The organism is Rhizobium sp. WW22 (genome assembly GCF_047041135.1).
Taxonomy (GTDB): Bacteria; Pseudomonadota; Alphaproteobacteria; order Rhizobiales; family Rhizobiaceae; genus Rhizobium.
Window position 1 is genome coordinate 1,083,185 of the sequence record NZ_CP178199.1, and the last position, 15,714, is coordinate 1,098,898.

General features: G+C 59.1%; 15 protein-coding genes. 6 read left to right on the plus strand and 9 right to left on the minus strand.

Annotated elements, in window-relative coordinates:
- Positions 1-17: 17 nt before the first annotated feature.
- Complete coding sequence (locus tag ACK83U_RS23960) at positions 18-206, minus strand: hypothetical protein (RefSeq protein WP_112603592.1); 189 nt, start codon at positions 204-206, stop codon at positions 18-20.
- Positions 207-562: 356 nt separating this feature from the next.
- Between ACK83U_RS23960 and ACK83U_RS23965 the strand changes: the two genes are divergently transcribed.
- Positions 563-2,899, plus strand: a complete 2,337-nt coding sequence (locus ACK83U_RS23965; RefSeq protein WP_112603594.1) for a glucose/quinate/shikimate family membrane-bound PQQ-dependent dehydrogenase — start codon at positions 563-565, stop codon at positions 2,897-2,899.
- A 47-nt stretch (positions 2,900-2,946) separates the two neighbouring features.
- Here ACK83U_RS23965 and ACK83U_RS23970 read toward each other — a convergent pair whose 3' ends face one another.
- The 6 genes from ACK83U_RS23970 to ACK83U_RS23995 all read right to left on the minus strand — a co-directional run bounded on the left by ACK83U_RS23970 (position 2,947) and on the right by ACK83U_RS23995 (position 9,310).
- Positions 2,947-4,233 carry a DUF763 domain-containing protein gene (locus ACK83U_RS23970; RefSeq protein ID WP_112603596.1) on the minus strand — a complete coding sequence of 429 codons (1,287 nt, stop codon included), beginning with the start codon at positions 4,231-4,233 and terminating at the stop codon, positions 2,947-2,949.
- Between the two features lie 108 nt (positions 4,234-4,341).
- Positions 4,342-5,085, minus strand: a complete 744-nt coding sequence (locus ACK83U_RS23975) for an aspartate/glutamate racemase family protein (protein ID WP_112603598.1) — start codon at positions 5,083-5,085, stop codon at positions 4,342-4,344.
- A 4-nt stretch (positions 5,086-5,089) separates the two neighbouring features.
- On the minus strand, positions 5,090-5,911 hold the full coding sequence (locus tag ACK83U_RS23980) for an ABC transporter permease (protein WP_112339273.1): 822 nt from the start codon (positions 5,909-5,911) through the stop codon (positions 5,090-5,092).
- Position 5,912: 1 nt separating this feature from the next.
- Complete coding sequence (locus ACK83U_RS23985; RefSeq protein WP_112400364.1) at positions 5,913-6,824, minus strand: ABC transporter permease; 912 nt, start codon at positions 6,822-6,824, stop codon at positions 5,913-5,915.
- 69 nt (positions 6,825-6,893) lie between these two features.
- Positions 6,894-8,192: an ABC transporter substrate-binding protein gene (locus ACK83U_RS23990; RefSeq protein ID WP_112603600.1), complete on the minus strand. Its 1,299-nt coding sequence runs from the start codon at positions 8,190-8,192 to the stop codon at positions 6,894-6,896.
- A gap of 29 nt (positions 8,193-8,221) precedes the next feature.
- Positions 8,222-9,310, minus strand: coding sequence for an ABC transporter ATP-binding protein (locus ACK83U_RS23995; protein WP_112603602.1), 1,089 nt, complete (start codon positions 9,308-9,310; stop codon positions 8,222-8,224).
- A 266-nt stretch (positions 9,311-9,576) separates the two neighbouring features.
- Between ACK83U_RS23995 and ACK83U_RS24000 the strand changes: the two genes are divergently transcribed.
- Both ACK83U_RS24000 and ACK83U_RS24005 read left to right on the plus strand, forming a co-directional pair.
- Complete coding sequence (locus tag ACK83U_RS24000) at positions 9,577-10,290, plus strand: GntR family transcriptional regulator (protein ID WP_112339269.1); 714 nt, start codon at positions 9,577-9,579, stop codon at positions 10,288-10,290.
- Between the two features lie 60 nt (positions 10,291-10,350).
- Positions 10,351-11,553 (plus strand): amidohydrolase family protein, encoded by a 1,203-nt coding sequence (locus ACK83U_RS24005; RefSeq protein ID WP_112603604.1) that lies wholly within the window; start codon positions 10,351-10,353, stop codon positions 11,551-11,553.
- Positions 11,554-11,586: 33 nt separating this feature from the next.
- Here the strand turns inward: ACK83U_RS24005 and ACK83U_RS24010 are convergent, their stop codons facing one another.
- Entirely contained in the window at positions 11,587-11,721 is a 135-nt protein-coding gene (locus ACK83U_RS24010) for a hypothetical protein (RefSeq protein ID WP_015343038.1), read from the minus strand.
- Positions 11,722-12,088: 367 nt separating this feature from the next.
- On the minus strand, positions 12,089-12,343 hold the full coding sequence (locus ACK83U_RS24015; protein WP_112339266.1) for a hypothetical protein: 255 nt from the start codon (positions 12,341-12,343) through the stop codon (positions 12,089-12,091).
- 193 nt (positions 12,344-12,536) lie between these two features.
- Between ACK83U_RS24015 and ACK83U_RS24020 the strand changes: the two genes are divergently transcribed.
- From ACK83U_RS24020 to ACK83U_RS24030, 3 genes are read left to right on the plus strand one after another with little or no spacing between them, the layout of a single operon-like run.
- Positions 12,537-13,232 carry a FadR/GntR family transcriptional regulator gene (locus ACK83U_RS24020; protein WP_112339265.1) on the plus strand — a complete coding sequence of 232 codons (696 nt, stop codon included), beginning with the start codon at positions 12,537-12,539 and terminating at the stop codon, positions 13,230-13,232.
- On the plus strand, positions 13,229-14,395 hold the full coding sequence (locus ACK83U_RS24025; RefSeq protein WP_112603606.1) for a PLP-dependent transferase: 1,167 nt from the start codon (positions 13,229-13,231) through the stop codon (positions 14,393-14,395). Before ACK83U_RS24020 ends, ACK83U_RS24025 begins: the two co-directional genes overlap by 4 nt.
- Before the next feature lie 42 nt (positions 14,396-14,437).
- Entirely contained in the window at positions 14,438-15,697 is a 1,260-nt protein-coding gene (locus ACK83U_RS24030) for an ABC transporter substrate-binding protein (RefSeq protein WP_112603608.1), read from the plus strand.
- The last annotated feature ends 17 nt before the right edge of the window (positions 15,698-15,714 follow it).

Sequence of the window (15,714 nt, forward strand, 5' to 3'; positions counted from 1 at the left end):
AGTAAGTTTCGAGTCGTTCAGGCAAGTCCGGCTGGTATGGGTCGGAGCACCTTGTGCGTGCCGTAGTCACGCTCGTGGGATTTGCGATGCTGCCGCTCGGAGCTTGCCGAAAACTCGACCAGAATACGCTCCATCATGCCATCCGGATAGGTTCCGGTGTCGTTCGTTTCGACTTCCGACTGGGCGGTAACGATCTTCATATTCATCTCTAGTCCTCCGGCTCTGCACGGAAACCCTTGATTCCAATATCTGTTCCATTAGTATTCCGGAAATTGTTAAAAAATTAACTACGTCCGTTAATCAAATCGGGCGCCACGGCATCGAACTTGAAGGGCTGGCGGGATTGGAACATTCTTGCAATCATGACGTTCAGTCTCTGATTTGATTGGGGGGCTTGATGTATCGATCTAAATCGCCCAGGGCGCGGTTCTTCTCGTTGCCGGCGAAGCAACTGATATCGGTCTAGACTTTAACTTCGACGTTGAGGTCCGAAGGGATCTTGGCCGGGTTCGCATGCCTTCGATCAATCACTGTCCAATCAGCGGATAGACTGGAGCAGATCATGGCCGTCATCATCACATCGATCATCCTTGCACTCATCGGTCTGGCGCTTGGCGGCGGTGGCCTTTGGCTTGTGCTACTTGCCGGAAGCCCTTTCTATCTTTTGGCTGGCATCGCCTTCCTCCTAACGGCGATCCTGCTTTATATGCGCAAAGAGGCCGCGCTCTGGCTCTACGCGATCTTCGTGCTGGCAGCGCTTGGATGGGCGATATGGGAGGTCGGTTTCGACTGGTGGCAGCTCGGTCCGCGCGGCGGGTTGATCATTCTGATCGGTCTCTGGCTATTGACGCCGTGGGTCCGGCGGCCGCTGGGCTTTCGAAGCCTCGACGGTGTTCACTATGGAGCCAATCCATGGCCGCTCGCGATCCCATTGATCATCGCCATTCTCGTTGCCGTCTATTCGATGACGACCGATCCGCACGATCTTTCCGGCGACTTGCCGACGACAATGGCTGCGAATGCCCCTATGGGCGGCGATGTGCCCGATGGTGAGTGGCATCAATATGGTCGAACCTCGTTTGGTCAGCGTTACTCGCCTCTCGACCAGATCAATGCGCAGAACGTGGCGAACCTGAAGGAGGTCTGGCGGTATCAGACCGGCGATGTGAAGCGCCCCGATGACATCGGCGAGACGACTTATCAGGTTACGCCGCTCAAGATCGGCGACACGCTTTATATCTGCACGCCCCATAGCCTGGCGATCGCCATCGGTGCGACGGACGGCAAGGAAAAATGGCGTTACGATGCCAATGCCGGCATGAACCCCAACCGACAGCATCAGACCTGCCGCGGTGTCTCCTATTATCGCGACACAACCGCTGCCGCCGGGGCACTGTGTGGTGATCGCGTCTATCTGCCGACCTCGGATGCCCGGCTGATCGCGCTCGATGCTGCCAACGGCAAGGTTTGTCCGAGCTTTGCCGATCAGGGCATCCTGCATCTTGAAACCGGGATGAAATACAATCCGGCTGGCTATTATTATTCGACCTCGCCGCCCGTCATCGTCGCCGATAAGATCATCATCGGCGGCGCGGTGAACGACAATTATTCCACCCAGGAGCAATCCGGCGTCATCCGCGCGTTCGACGCCCGGACCGGCGCGCTGCTCTGGAACTGGGATTCGGGCAATCCGGATCAGACAGCGCCGCTGCCCGCCGGCCAGACCTATACGACCAACTCACCGAACAGCTGGTCGGTTTCCAGCGCCGACGAAAAGCTCGGCATGGTCTATGTTCCGCTTGGCAACCAGACGCCAGACCAGCTTGGCATGGGCCGCAGCGCCAATGTCGAACGCTTCTCCTCGTCTGTGGTCGCGCTCGACATCAATACCGGCCAGCTCAAATGGGTGCAGCAATTTGTCCATCACGATCTCTGGGATATGGACGTGCCGGCCCAACCCGTGCTGGTCGATCTGACAAAGGCCGACGGCAGCACGGTTCCCGCATTGGTCGCTTCCACCAAGCAGGGCGACATATACGTGCTCGATCGCCGCACCGGCGCGCCGATCATTCCCTTCAGGGAAATACCGGCGCCGGGCGGCACCATTCCGGAGGATCATGCCTCGCCGGCCCAGCCGATCTCCGATCTAACCTTCTCGCCGCCGCCCTTGCAGGAAAAGGACATGTGGGGCGTCTCGCTGTTCGATCAGCTCGCCTGCCGTATCGCCTTCCATCAGCATCAATATGAAGGCCGCTACACGCCACCATCGCTGCGCGGCTCCATCATCTTTCCCGGCAATTTCGGCACTTTCAACTGGGGCAGCGTCGCCGTCGACCCTGAGCGGCAGATCATGTTCGGCATGCCGACCTATCTCGCCTTTACCTCCCGACTGGTGCCACGCGCCGAGATTCCGCCGAAGGGAGCCGGCGACAAGGGCAGCGAACAGGGGCTCAACCGAAATGAAGGCTCGCCCTATGGCGTCTACATGGGTCCGTTCGTCAGCCCGCTCGGCATTCCCTGCCAGGCACCGCCTTGGGGATATGTCGCCGGTGTCGATCTGAAGACCGGCAAGATCGCCTACAAGCACAAGAACGGTACCGTCCACGATATGACGCCCCTGCCCCTTCCCTTCAAGGTCGGCGTTCCCGGCATTGGTGGCCCGATCGTGACCAAGGGCGGAGTGGCGTTCCTGGGGGCAGCCGTGGACGATTATCTCAGGGCCTATGATGTCACCACAGGCAGGCAGCTTTGGCAGACACGCCTGCCGGCTGGCGGTCAGGCAACGCCGATGACCTATACCGCCAGCGACAACAAGCAGTATGTCGTCATGGTCGCCGGCGGTCACGGTTCCGTTGGAACGAAACCGGGCGACTATGTGATCGGTTACACCCTGCCATGAGTCGATGACGGAGCGGCGCCAAGCCGCTCCCTTCTGCCGTACGCAGTCTAGCTCTTTGAAGAGCGGCGGTTACCTTCGACGACGTTGCTTTCGGCATCCGTTGCAGGTTCCCAACCAAACACGCTGCAGCCGCCATAGGAGAAGGAGCGGTCGAACTCGCCGGCAACGATTTCCTTGAGATCGGGGCCGGTGACGTAGCGCTCCAGCATCCGCGATTGATCATCCAGCCGCTTCAGCGCCGACAATTCTTCGTCACGACCGAGGCGGCCCTTCCTGACGGCGGATTTCATCACGTTGATCGTCTCGTCATAGACTTTCAGAGGTACTGGAAAGGGATGCCGGTCCTTGCCGCCATGCGCGAGGGAAAAGCGCGCTGGATCGGAAAAACGGCAGGGTGCGCCGTGAACGACTTCGGCGACCATCGCCAAAGCCTTTACCGTTCTGGCGCCGACGCCGGGTGTCAGCAGCAATTCCTGGAAATCGACTGGGCCACGCTCGGCCGCGGCGGCAAGATTTCCATGCAGGCGCCGCATGTTCACGTCTTCCTGGCGCACATCATGATGTGCCGGCATGACGAGGTATGGCAGCATCGGCTGTGCTTCTTGTTTGTCAATCACTGGAGATTTCCCCTCCAGTGCATTGAATTCACGAATTATTTTATCTGGTCCTAATGAGGCAAGCAGATCCAGCTGACCGTCGCGGGAACGCTCGGCGCGCCGATCGGCAAGATTGACGATCTCGCCCTGCTCGCGCCCTTCGATAGCCGCGTGCGGCGAATCCAGGAAGCTCGTCAAACCCTCCGATAGCCAGTGATATCGGCGTGCTTGCCGGCGTTCGTCGTTCATGCCCTGCTGGATGACGACCCACTTGCCGTCGTCGGCGACGATGAAGCCATGCAGGTAGAGGTCGAAGCCATCTTGCACGGCTGCGCTGTCCACCTTCGCAATCAGCCGGCTCTTCATAGCAAGGGACGCGCCGTCGATACCGACGCGATCGCCGATATCAAGCAGTTCGCCCGGCGTCTTGCGCGATTGCGCGCCGCGGCCGCCGCAGACATGAATGCCGAGCTCGCCGGATAGCGGCGTCAGGCCGCGCTTCAGGGCGCCAAGGACACTCGTCGTGATCCCCGAGGAATGCCAATCCATGCCCATGACGGCGCCGAAAGACTGGAACCAGAAGGGATTGGCGAGGCGGCGAAAGAGCTCGTCGCGACCGTAATGCTGCACGATCGCCTCGGTGATGACGGCGCCCAGGCGCGTCATGCGGTCCCCAAGCCAGCGCGGCACGCGACCGCCATGCAGGGGAAGATCAGCTTTGCCGGCTCTCTGTGCCAAATCCACAACTCTCGTACTTTACCGCGGCATTATAGTCCCGGTAGCCGAGATATGCCATCCGCAAGGTGCAGCGATCAGCAGAGGCACGAAATATGAATTGTGATGAGGTTAAGCCGACGCCGCAGCCGGCGCAAAATCCTGCATCGCACCTGAAAAAGACTTGGGCAATGGGGAGGCGTAGGAACTGCGCTTGCTGGTGGATAGGCCCAGCGACACCAAAGCTTCGGCCTGCTTGACCGCTGCGGCGACACCATCCACGACCGGGACGCCGTAGATCGACTGCAGCTGCTTTGCGAGATCCGCCATGCCGGCACAGCCGAGGACGATGGCTTCCGCGCCATCTTCGGCAAGCGCGCGTTCGATTTCCGCCCGCAGCTTTCCGATTGCTCCCGAAGACGAATCTTCAAGCTCGAGCACGGGGATATCGGAGGCGCGAACTTTCGCCCGCGCGCCCATGCCATAACGATGGACGAGATTGTCGATGAGGATGCGCGAGCGTTCGAGCGTCGTCACCACGCTGAAGCGCTGTGCCAGAAAGCCGGCCGTGGCTACGGCCGCTTCGCAGAGACCGACGACAGGTACGTCGCAGAACATGCGGGCGGCTTCCAGACCGGTGTCGTCGAAACAGCAGATGATCGCGGCGTCATAGCCTTCGGCCTGCCTCTCCTTCAGCTCGCGCAGCATGCCGGGCACGGCGATAGCGCCGTCATAATAGCCCTCGATCGAAGCCGGCCCCATCTGCGAGGTGGCAGCGATGATCTCCGTGCCGGGGCCTGCTACGGCACGCGCAGCGATTGCCGCCTTCTCCGTCATGGAAACGGTCGTATTCGGATTGATAAGCAGCAGGCGCATGATCTCAACTTTTCTTGGCTTGGCGGCGGCCGAGCATGGTCATGACCGCAAGCGCCAGCAGAATGATAGTGAAGGAAAAGAGCGTGGTCACTGTTCCAAGCGCATAGAGCACCGGCGTCGTGACGTTGGTCGTCATGCCGTAGATTTCAAGCGGCAGGGTATTGTATGTGCCCGACGTCATCAGGGTGCGGGCGAACTCGTCATAGGACAGCGTGAAGCCGAATAGGCCGACGCCGATCAGGCTCGGCGCTATCATCGGCAGCACTACATGGCGGAAGGTTTGCCAGGAACTGGCGCCAAGATCGCGGGCTGCCTCCTCATAGGCCGGCGAAAACCGGTTGAAGACGGCAAACATGATCAGCACGCCGAACGGCAAGGTCCAGGTGAGATGCGCGCCGAAGGCGGAGGAATACCACGCCGGCGCGATGCCACCCTGCTGAAAGACGACGCCGATCCCCAGCGAAATGATGATGGATGGGACGACGAGGCTGGCGACGGTCGCATAGAACAGGAATGTCGAGCCGCGAAAACGGCGACGGAAGGCAAGCCCGGCAAGCAGCGAGACGACGACGGTCACGATCATGACCATCACGCCGAGGATCAAGGAGCGCTGGAACGATGCACCAAAGTCTCCGACCGCCTGCTTCTCGAAGAGGTTGGCGAACCAATGCAGCGAGACGCCATTCAACGGGAAGGTCAGGCCGCCGTCAGGCCCCTGGAAAGACAGAATGATGACCGCCGAGAGCGGACCATAGAGAAACAGCACGAAAATCGTGAAGAAGATTGCGAGAAGATAGAATTCCAGGCCGCGCTTTTCACTGTTCATCTTAGAGTTCCTTGCGGATGTCGACGATGCGCAGGATGGCAGCGACCATCAGCAATACGACAATCAGAAGCACGACCGCATTGGCGGCGGCGGCGGGATATTGCAGCAGCGACATCTGGTTCTTCATCATCAGGGCAATGGATGCGCTCTGGCCACCCGACATCACCTGCACGGTGGAGAAATCCGCCATGACGAGCGTGACGACGAAGATGCTGCCGATCGCCATGCCCGGCTTGGCAAGCGGGATGACGACATTCCACAGCACCTGCCATCCGCTGGCGCCGGCATCCCGCGCGGCTTCAAACAGAGAACGGTCGATACGCATCAGCGTGTTGAAGATCGGTGTCACCATAAACAGCGTGTAGAGATGCACCATGGCAAGTACGACAGCGAAATCGGAATAAAGCAGCCATTCTATCGGCTTCGGGATCAGGCCCATTTCGATCAGCGTCGAATTGACAAGTCCGTTGCGCCCGAGGACGGGTATCCACGAGATCATGCGAATGATGTTGGAGGTCATGAAAGGCACGGTGCAGACGAGGAAAAGGATCATCTGCGTCGAGGTGCGCCGAATATGGAAAGCCAGAAAATAGGCGACCCAGAAGCCGATGAAGAGCGTCAGCGCCCAGACAATTGCTGTGAATTTCAATGTGTTGAGGTAGGTTTTCCATGTAACCCACGAACCGAGCGTATCGGTGTAATTCGCGGTCAGGAATGCCGGATAGAGGCCAGCGAAATCATAATCCCAGAAACTGACGATGCCGATCATGGCGATCGGCAACAGGAAGAAGAAGCCGAGAATGAGAAACAGCGGCGTTGCCTGCAGATAGGCGACGGCCCAGCCGGGCACGGCAAATCCACGCCCGGGCTTCTGAGTTTCCTGCTCCGCATCCGAGGAAGCGATTGTCGCCATAGTCCGGCCTCTCCATTGCAAGGATCCTCTCCCCGTTTTTGAAGGGGAGAGGAAATGATCGATCGCAGCTTAGGCAGCGATGAATTCGTTCCAGCGACGAACCATGTAGCGGTCCTCGTCCATGACCGAGTTCCAGCAGGCGACGGCACCCATGCGGGTTTCGAAGGAGCCGCCATCGCGAACGGCACCCGCCTTCTCCATCACCTTGCCTTCCGGAGAGAGGATATCGCCCTGCGCCGGCTTGCCTTCGATCCAGTAGCCCCATTCGTCGGCCGACATGAAGTTCTTGGCCGTTTCCATGCAGGCGGAGTAATAGCCCTGACGGTTGAGGTAGCCGCCGACCCAGCCGGAGGTGTACCAATTGATATATTCATAAGCCGCGTCGAGCTGTGCGCCCTTGAGATGCGAGGCGAGGCCGAGGCCGCCGCCCCAGGCACGATAGCCTTCCTTAAGCGGCTGGAAGGTGCATGCAATACCCTTGGAGCGGACTGCGGCAACTGCCGGCGACCACATGGACTGGATGACCACTTCGCCCGATGCCATCAGATTGACGCTCTCGTCGAAGGACTTCCAGAAAGCGCGGAACTGGCCATCGCCCTTGGTCTTGATCAGGAAGTCGATGGTCTTGTCGATTTCCGCCTTCGTCATGTTGCCCTTGTCGGCATATTTGATCTTGCCGGCAGCTTCCATGATCATCGCGGCGTCCATGATGCCGATGGACGGGATATTGAGGATCGCGGTCTTGCCCTTGAAGGCCGGATCGAGAATATCGGCCCAGCTGTTGATCGGACGACCGGTGAGATCGGGACGGATACCGAGCGTGTCGGCATTGTAGATGGTCGGAACCATCGTCATCCACTGCGTCGGCTCCTTGGCGAATTTCTTCGAGCCCTGCCCTTCAACAAAGCCCACCGTGTGCGGCGCCGTGCCCTGCGCGATGACGCTGTCGGGCTTCAGCTTGCCGTTGATGAAGAGCGGCACGATCTTGTCGTAATATTTGAGCTTCTTGACGTCCATCGGCTGCATGACGCCGGTCGGGAAAACCTTCTTGGCGATCCAGTATTCGATGTCGGCGATATCGTAGCTGTTCGGCTGCGTCACGGCTCGCTGTGCCGCGGCATCCGAATCGGTGGCCGTCATCTCGAGCGTAATGCCGAGATCGGCCTTGCACTTCTCCGCAATGGCATTGATGTTCGAAACGCCGGTACCGAACTGGCGCAGCGTAATGTTCGATTGCGCCCAGATGGTCGGAAAGCCGGTGATGGCGCCGGAGCCGGCCATGGCGCCGAGAGCGGCAGCGCCGGTCTTCAGCAGCGAGCGGCGGGAAATGCCTTTCGTCGTCTTGGTAGTCTTGGTTTCAGTCGTCATGTCAGTTCCCCTTTTTTGATAGTTTGGATTCATGCGGATACACGGCCGAGAAGGATTGCATCCTCCTGAGCCCAACTCAGTGAGACGGCGTCGCCGACGGCGATCGATCTGGCGGCAGCATCGTCGTTGCTTGCGATGACGGTGAAATCGTCGCTACCGGCGCCGATGACGGTGATTTTCAGCGTTGCGCCGCGATATTCGACATTGGAGACGACGCCGTTGAAGCCCAGCCCTTTTTCCGATGGCTGCGAAAGCCGAACGCGGTCGGTGCGCACGGCGATGTCGACGGCTTCGCCGACGGCGCGACCTGACCCTTTTACGGAGAAGCCCTGCCCTTCCGGCGCGGTCATGGTGATCACGCCATCGTCGCTCGACGTTATGCGACCGGACAAGACGTTATGGTCACCCATGAAGCGGGCAACGAAGGCCGTCGCGGGATGTTCGAAAACCTCCCGCGGCGATCCCGCCTGCTCGATCCGGCCGTCATTCATGATGACCATGATATCGGCAAGCGCCATCGCCTCTTCCTGGCTGTGCGTGACATGAACGAAAGTGATGCCGAGCGACTTCTGCAGCTTCTTCAGCTCTGCTCGCATGCGGATCTTCAGGAAGGGATCGAGCGCTGACAGCGGCTCGTCCAACAGCAGAGCTTCCGGATCGGTGATCAGGGCGCGGGCCAGCGCGACACGCTGTTGCTGTCCGCCTGAAAGCTGAGCCGGACGGCGGGTCGCATAGGCTTCCATCTGCATGAGCTTCAGCATGTCGAGCGCCTTCGCGCGGCGCTCTTCCTTGTCGACACCCTTCATCTTCAGGCTGAAGGCGACATTGTCGATAAGGTCCAGATGGGGAAACAGCGCATAGGACTGGAACATCATCGCCGTGCCGCGTCTGGCGGGCGGGAAGTCGGTGACGACGGTATTGCCAAGCCTGATGTCGCCCGAGGAAATCCCCTCGTGACCCGCAATCATGCGCAAGGTCGATGTCTTGCCGCAACCGGATGGGCCGAGGAAACAGCAATAGGAGCCCGCCGGTATCTTCAGACTGATCGCATGGACTGCCGTGGTCGTGCCGTAGACCTTCGAAACGGACACTATATCGATCTCTGCCGCTTTCGACATCATCTTCCCCTGTGGTTTGGGAAAGACACTGCATCAATCGTGCCAGTTTTGCGGAGACTGACTAACAGACTGAATTTACTTAATTTTAGCCCGGGAGAGAAATTATGCTTCTCAATAGGCAATCATGAATCTGCACAGGAATTAGGCTATTGTGCGCGATTTATGCAAAATATCGTATACACTTTTGGCTCCGTTTGCATCAGATTTCGTTTAACTTCCGCGCGAAACCTGTCTATCATTGCAGCCAGTTACTCAGGCTACCGATCATGAATTCTTCAGCAGATGCGCTTTTGACGCCCGGCGACGCTACCGACAGTGGCGCGCAACAGATCCGCGAGGCCATTCGCGACGCGATCGTCGAACGCCGGCTCGCACCCGGAACGAAACTGTCCGAAAGCGATGTCGGCGCTCTCTTCAGCGTCAGCCGGACTCTGGCACGTGCAGCCCTGCAGGCTCTTTCCTATGAAGGACTCGTCAGCGTCGAAAAGAACCGAGGCGCTTTCGTCGCTTATCCATCGCCCGAGGAAGCGCGACAGATATTCGCTGCGCGTCGCCTGGTCGAGCCTGGGATACTGAGATCGGCAGCCGAACGTATCACCGCGCCTCAGCTCGCACAGCTCCGGCAGCTCCTCGTGGAAGAAGGCCGCTTGATGGGAGAGCGCGGTCAACCCGCGCGCCGGGCCGAGATCAAGGCCTCGGGCGACTTTCATCTCATGCTCGCGTCGATATCGGGCAATCTCATCATGCAGCGCTTCATGGAAGAGCTTGTCGCCCGCTCCTCGCTGGTAATCGCGCTCTACGGACAATCAAGCGCCTCCAGTTGCGGCCATGCCGAGCATGGCGATATCATCACCGCACTGGAGCGCAAGGATGTCGACACAGCCTGTGACCTAATGCTTCATCATATCGCCCATATCGAGGCCGATCTCGACCTACGTGAGCGCAAGAGCTTCGGCCTGAAAGAAGCGTTCGAGCGGTAAGACATCTGTCATCCAGACGGTTCGCGCGCGACCGGTAGCCATGGATTCAAGGAGAAAAAATTGAGCACGATCGAAACGCTCTTCACCCGAGCCAAGCTTGCCGATGGCACTATCAAGGATATCGGCGTCACGGACGGACGGATCGTGTCGATCACGGAAACCGGAGCGCCGATCTCTGCCTCCGAGCTCATCGACCTCGAAGGCGCCCTCGTGGTGCCGGGCTTCGTCGAAGGGCACATTCATCTTGACACCAGCTTCTACGGTGACGCCTGGATACCGCACAAGCCCTGCACCAACGGCTTCGATGTCCACGAGCGCGTCGCCTTCCAGGCGCAAAACATGGCGCAGGCCGCGCCGATGGATGCGAGAGCCAGAAACCAGCTGGAGCTCTGCATCGCCAACGGCAGTACGCATATGCGCAGTCATGTCATGGTGGACGGTTCCGTTGGATTGAAATCGCTGGAGACCGTGCTTGCAGTGCGCGAAGAATACCGCGACTTGATCGACATCCAGCTCGTTGCCTTTCCGCAAAGCGGCATTCTGAAAAGCCCCGGCACGCCCGAGCTTCTGGATCAGGCGATCGCCATGGGTGCCGATCTCGTCGGTGGGCTCGATCCTGCAAGCTTCGATCGTGATGTCGAAAAACATCTCGATGTCGTTTTCGGCGTCGCCGAGAAGCATGGCGTCGATGTCGACATCCATCTTCATGACGGCGGCACGCTCGGGCTCTTCACCATCGAGCAGATCTGCGCTCGCACCCGCGCGCTCTCCATGGGCGGACATGTCGCGATCAGCCATGCCTATGGGCTTGGCGATCTCTCGATCGAGGCAGCCAAGCGTGCCGCGGCTCTCATCGCCGAGAGCGGTGTCTCCATCATGACCAACGCACCCGGCGCCCACACCTTCCCGCCCGTCGCCCTGCTTCGGGCTGCCGGTGTCACCGTTTTCAGCGGCAGCGACAATATCCGCGATTCATGGTGGCCCTATGGTGATGGCGACATGTTGGGCCGCGCAATGATGATCGGCTATCGGTCGGGCTTCTATACTGACGACGAATTGAGGACCGCCTTCGATGTCGTGACCGAGAGCGGCGCCAAAGCTCTGCGCCTGGCTGATTACGGCTTGAAGATCGGTGCCAAAGCCGATTTCGTTACCTTGAAGGCGGAGCATGTTCCCGAGGCGGTCGTTGCAGTACCGAAAGGACGCGCTGTCTACAAGGCGGGCAAGCTCGTCGCCAGAGACGGGACCGTCTTGCGGCGTTGATCGAGCACTACGGCTACGAATCGGCAAGCGCTGCTAGCGCTTCAACTCACGTTCGAATTTTTCGATCTGCTGCAGGACCCACGGATCATCGGCGGAGTGCTGGAGCGTTTCCTGTTCCGGCTGCCGCTTCCGGCAAATCCAATCGATGAAGGCACGAAGCAGGCGCATGTGGGTATCCAAGGTTCTCAGTGTCTGCGAGGCCCGGCGACATGGCCCGAGCCATAGAAACCGGGCCTCGACGACCGCAAGGCGTTGCGGTCATTGCTTTTTGCCCGCGTGAAAATGAATGCCAGCTGAACAGATTGCACGGCACGATGGCTGGGCCATGGCTTTGCAGCCAGTGAGGGAAGTCTGCAAACTGACCGCGCTTTACAAATAAATGCTTTTTTCCTTGAGCGTACCGCTATCGCCAAAACTGACCTAGTCGGGAGAGAAGGCGACCATTAGACAATGCCGCGTCGCTTCCGATTTCCCCGGAGCGGCACAAGCTTAGCCTCGCCTGTGCGGGGCTTTTTTCTTTTCTGGATACGCTTACTCAGCGCCGCGGCTCGCCGCCCGGTGCATAAACCGTATCTTGCTCGAAAGGAAACACCGAGCCGCATCGGCAGCGGACCATATGCTTGCGCGGATCGGTCGACGGCCGTTCCGTGGAAAAGCCGCGCGGCATCTCGTCTATCTTGAAATCGCGGCTCATCGCCCGACGATCGTCAGTTTCGGAGACTTCGGCAAAGCCGGTATGGTCGCATTTCGCGCATTCCAGCTTCCGTGAATATCGATCTCTTGCGGCCATTCTCTTCCAGCCCGGGACTCACAACATGTTCCTTCTATCAGCGCTGTCAGCAGTCTTGAAGGCCGCAAACAACCTTCGCTGCTGCTCGCTTTGCGCCCTTAAAAATTTAAGGGCCGGAAAAATGACCGGGCCGAGAAAAAGGGATTGACCTGATGGCAGATGTCAGACCAATTTACTATCCATGACGAAACCCATGCTTAGCCCTCTTCCTTCCATCGACCGGACTCAGCAAGTCATCGAGGCGCTGTCGACCTTCATCGAATCGTCCAAGCTACAGGCCGGCGACCGGCTTCCGACCGAGCGCGAGCTGATGGCCGCCCTTTCGGTAGGACGCTCCACCATTCGCGAGGTAATCACCTACTTCCAGGCGCTCGGCGTCATGGAAACGCGCAAAGGCAGCGGCACCTACCTGCTGAAGCCGGTTTCGAAGGCGACGATCCATATGCCGCTTTCCTTCAACCCGTCACACCTGCGCGATGCGCTGTTGCAGACGCTGGAGGTCCGCCGCGGCATCGAATGTGAAGCCGGCATGGTGGCTGCGAGAAAGCGAACCGACGAAGACCTCGTCATCATCGAAGAGAAGCTCAACGAGATGGAGCGCGTGCACATGGCCAAGGGCACATCCGGGCCTGAGGACCTAGCCTTCCATCTTGCCGTCTATGACGCCACCCACAATCCGTTGTTCCGACAACTTCTCGAACAGATGCGCGAAACCTTCGAGCGCTTCTGGGAGCATCCTTTCGATCGGCAGGATTTTGCCCGCCGGTCCTTCCCCTATCATCGCACGCTGTTCAACGCGATCGCCGACCAGGATCCCGAGGCTGCGCGCGCCGAAACATTGAAAATTCTCGACGTGGTCGAGGAAGACATCAAGGAAATGTCCAAATGACTGACGGGTTAGAGCCGTTCGAACTTGCCTCCCTCATCACCGCCCATGACGACGGCAACTTCGCCGATGCCGTAGTGCCGCCGATCTTCCAGACCTCGCTTTTCACCTTCTCCAGCTATGACGAGATGATCGCCTCCTATCGCGGCGAAAAGGTGCGGCCGACCTATACGCGTGGCCTCAACCCGACGGTGCGTCTGTTCGAGGAAATGCTGGCAAAGCTCGAGGGTGCCGAGGATGCGCTCGGTTTTGCCAGCGGCATGGCCGCGATATCGTCGGCCGTTTTAAGCTTTGTCGAGCCAGGCGACCGTATCGTTTCAGTCAAGCACGTCTATCCCGATGCCTTCCGCCTCTTCGGCACGGTTCTGAAACGCATGAAGGTAGAGGTGACCTATGTCGATGGCCGCGATGAGGAGGCTGTCGCCAAGGCGCTTCCCGGCGCCAAGGTTTTCTACATGGAAAGCCCGACGAGCTGGGTCATGGAAGCGCATGATGTGGGTGCACTTACCGCACTCGCCAAACAGCACGGCGTCGTCTCGATGATCGACAACAGCTGGGCAACCCCCTTTTTCCAGCAGCCTTTGAAACTCGGTGTCGATCTCGTCATCCATTCCGCCTCGAAATATCTCGGTGGGCACAGCGACGTGGTCGCTGGTGTCGTCGCCGGTTCGAAGGAGATGATCGCGCGGCTGAAAGCCGAAGCCTATCCCTATCTCGGCGGTAAGCTCTCCCCCTTCGACGCGTGGCTCCTGATCCGCGGACTTCGCACGCTGCCGATCCGCATGAAGGCGCATGAGGCGGCGGCGATGACGATCGCCAAGCGGCTGCAGGAGCTCGATGTCGTCGAGCAGGTCTGTCATCCGGGCCTAGCCAACCGGCTGCCTGCCGGCCTGAACGGCACTTCGGGCCTGTTTTCATTCATCTTCCGCGAAGGCGTGGACGTGCGTGCGTTCGCGGATCACCTCAAGCTCTTCAAGCTGGGGGTGAGCTGGGGCGGGCATGAGAGCTTGATCGTGCCAGGCGAAGTCGTGCTGCAGCAGAAGGCGCAGCCGAATTCTGCGCATACCTTCGGCATCAACCCGCGCTCCGTACGTCTGCATGTCGGTCTCGAAGGAACCGAGGCTTTGTGGAAGGAACTCGAGGAGGCAATCGCCGCCGCCTCGTGAGATCGTCAATCTGAGAGGAAAACCTAAAAAAGGGGAACCAACATGAAAAGACTGATAACAGCAGCACTCTTTACCGCCTTGATGGGCGGCACCGCCTTTGCCGATACGACTTTGAAGCTCGTGGAAGTCATCACGAGCCCGGAGCGTACCGAGACGCTGAAGTCGATCGTTGCCAAATTCGAGGCCGCGAATCCCGGTACCAAGGTCGACATCATCTCCCTGCCCTGGAACGAAGCCTTCCAAAAGTTCGCCACCATGGTTTCGGCCGGCGATACGCCCGACGTGATGGAAATGCCTGATACCTGGCTGTCACTCTACGGCAATAACGGCATGCTCGAAAGCCTCGAGCCCTACCTCGCCAAGTGGGAACATACGAGTGAACTGACGCCGCGCGCGCTTCAACTCGGACGCGATGTCAAGAACACCGCCTATATGTTGCCTTACGGCTTCTATCTGCGCGCCATGTTCTACAACAAGAAGATCCTGAAGGATGCCGGCGTCGCCGAACCGCCGAAGACGTTGGACGAATTCGTCAAGGCATCCGAGGCCATCTCGAAATTGCCCGGCAAATACGGCTACTGCATGCGCGGCGGTCCGGGCGGTCTCAACGGCTGGATGATCTTTGCTGCCTCCATGGCCGGCGACAACAAATACTTCAAGGATGACGGCACGTCGACGATGAACAGCCCGGGCTGGGCGAAGGGCATCGAGTGGATGGTCGATCTCTACAAGAAGGGCTATGCGCCGAAGGATAGCGTCAACTGGGGCTTCAACGAAGTCGTCGCCGGCTTCTATTCCGGCACCTGTGCCTTTCTCGACCAGGATCCGGATGCTCTGATCGCCGTTGCGGAACGCATGAAAAAGGATGATTTCGGCGTTGCACCGCTGCCGAAGGGTCCGGATGGCAAGTCCTTCCCGACCATTGGCTATGCCGGCTGGTCGATGTTCTCGACGAGCCAGAACAAGGATCTGTCCTGGAAGCTGATTGCAACCCTTGAAGGCAAGGAAGGCAATCTCGAGTGGAACAAGAAGATTGGTGCCCTGCCAGCCTATACGGCCGCGGAAAAGGACCCCTTCTACGCCGGCGATCAATTCAAGGGCTGGTTCCAGGAACTGGCCGACAAGGACACCGTTCCCACGGTGATGCCGACCTATCTTGAGGAATTCGCCTTCTTCAAGGATTCGCTGGCAATCAAGACGTCGCAGCAGGCACTGCTCGGCGATATCTCGGCTAAGGATCTGGCCGATCAATGGGCCGATTACCTGACCAAGGCCCAGCAGAAATTCCTCGCGAAGAAATAGAACTACATGCGGCGGCG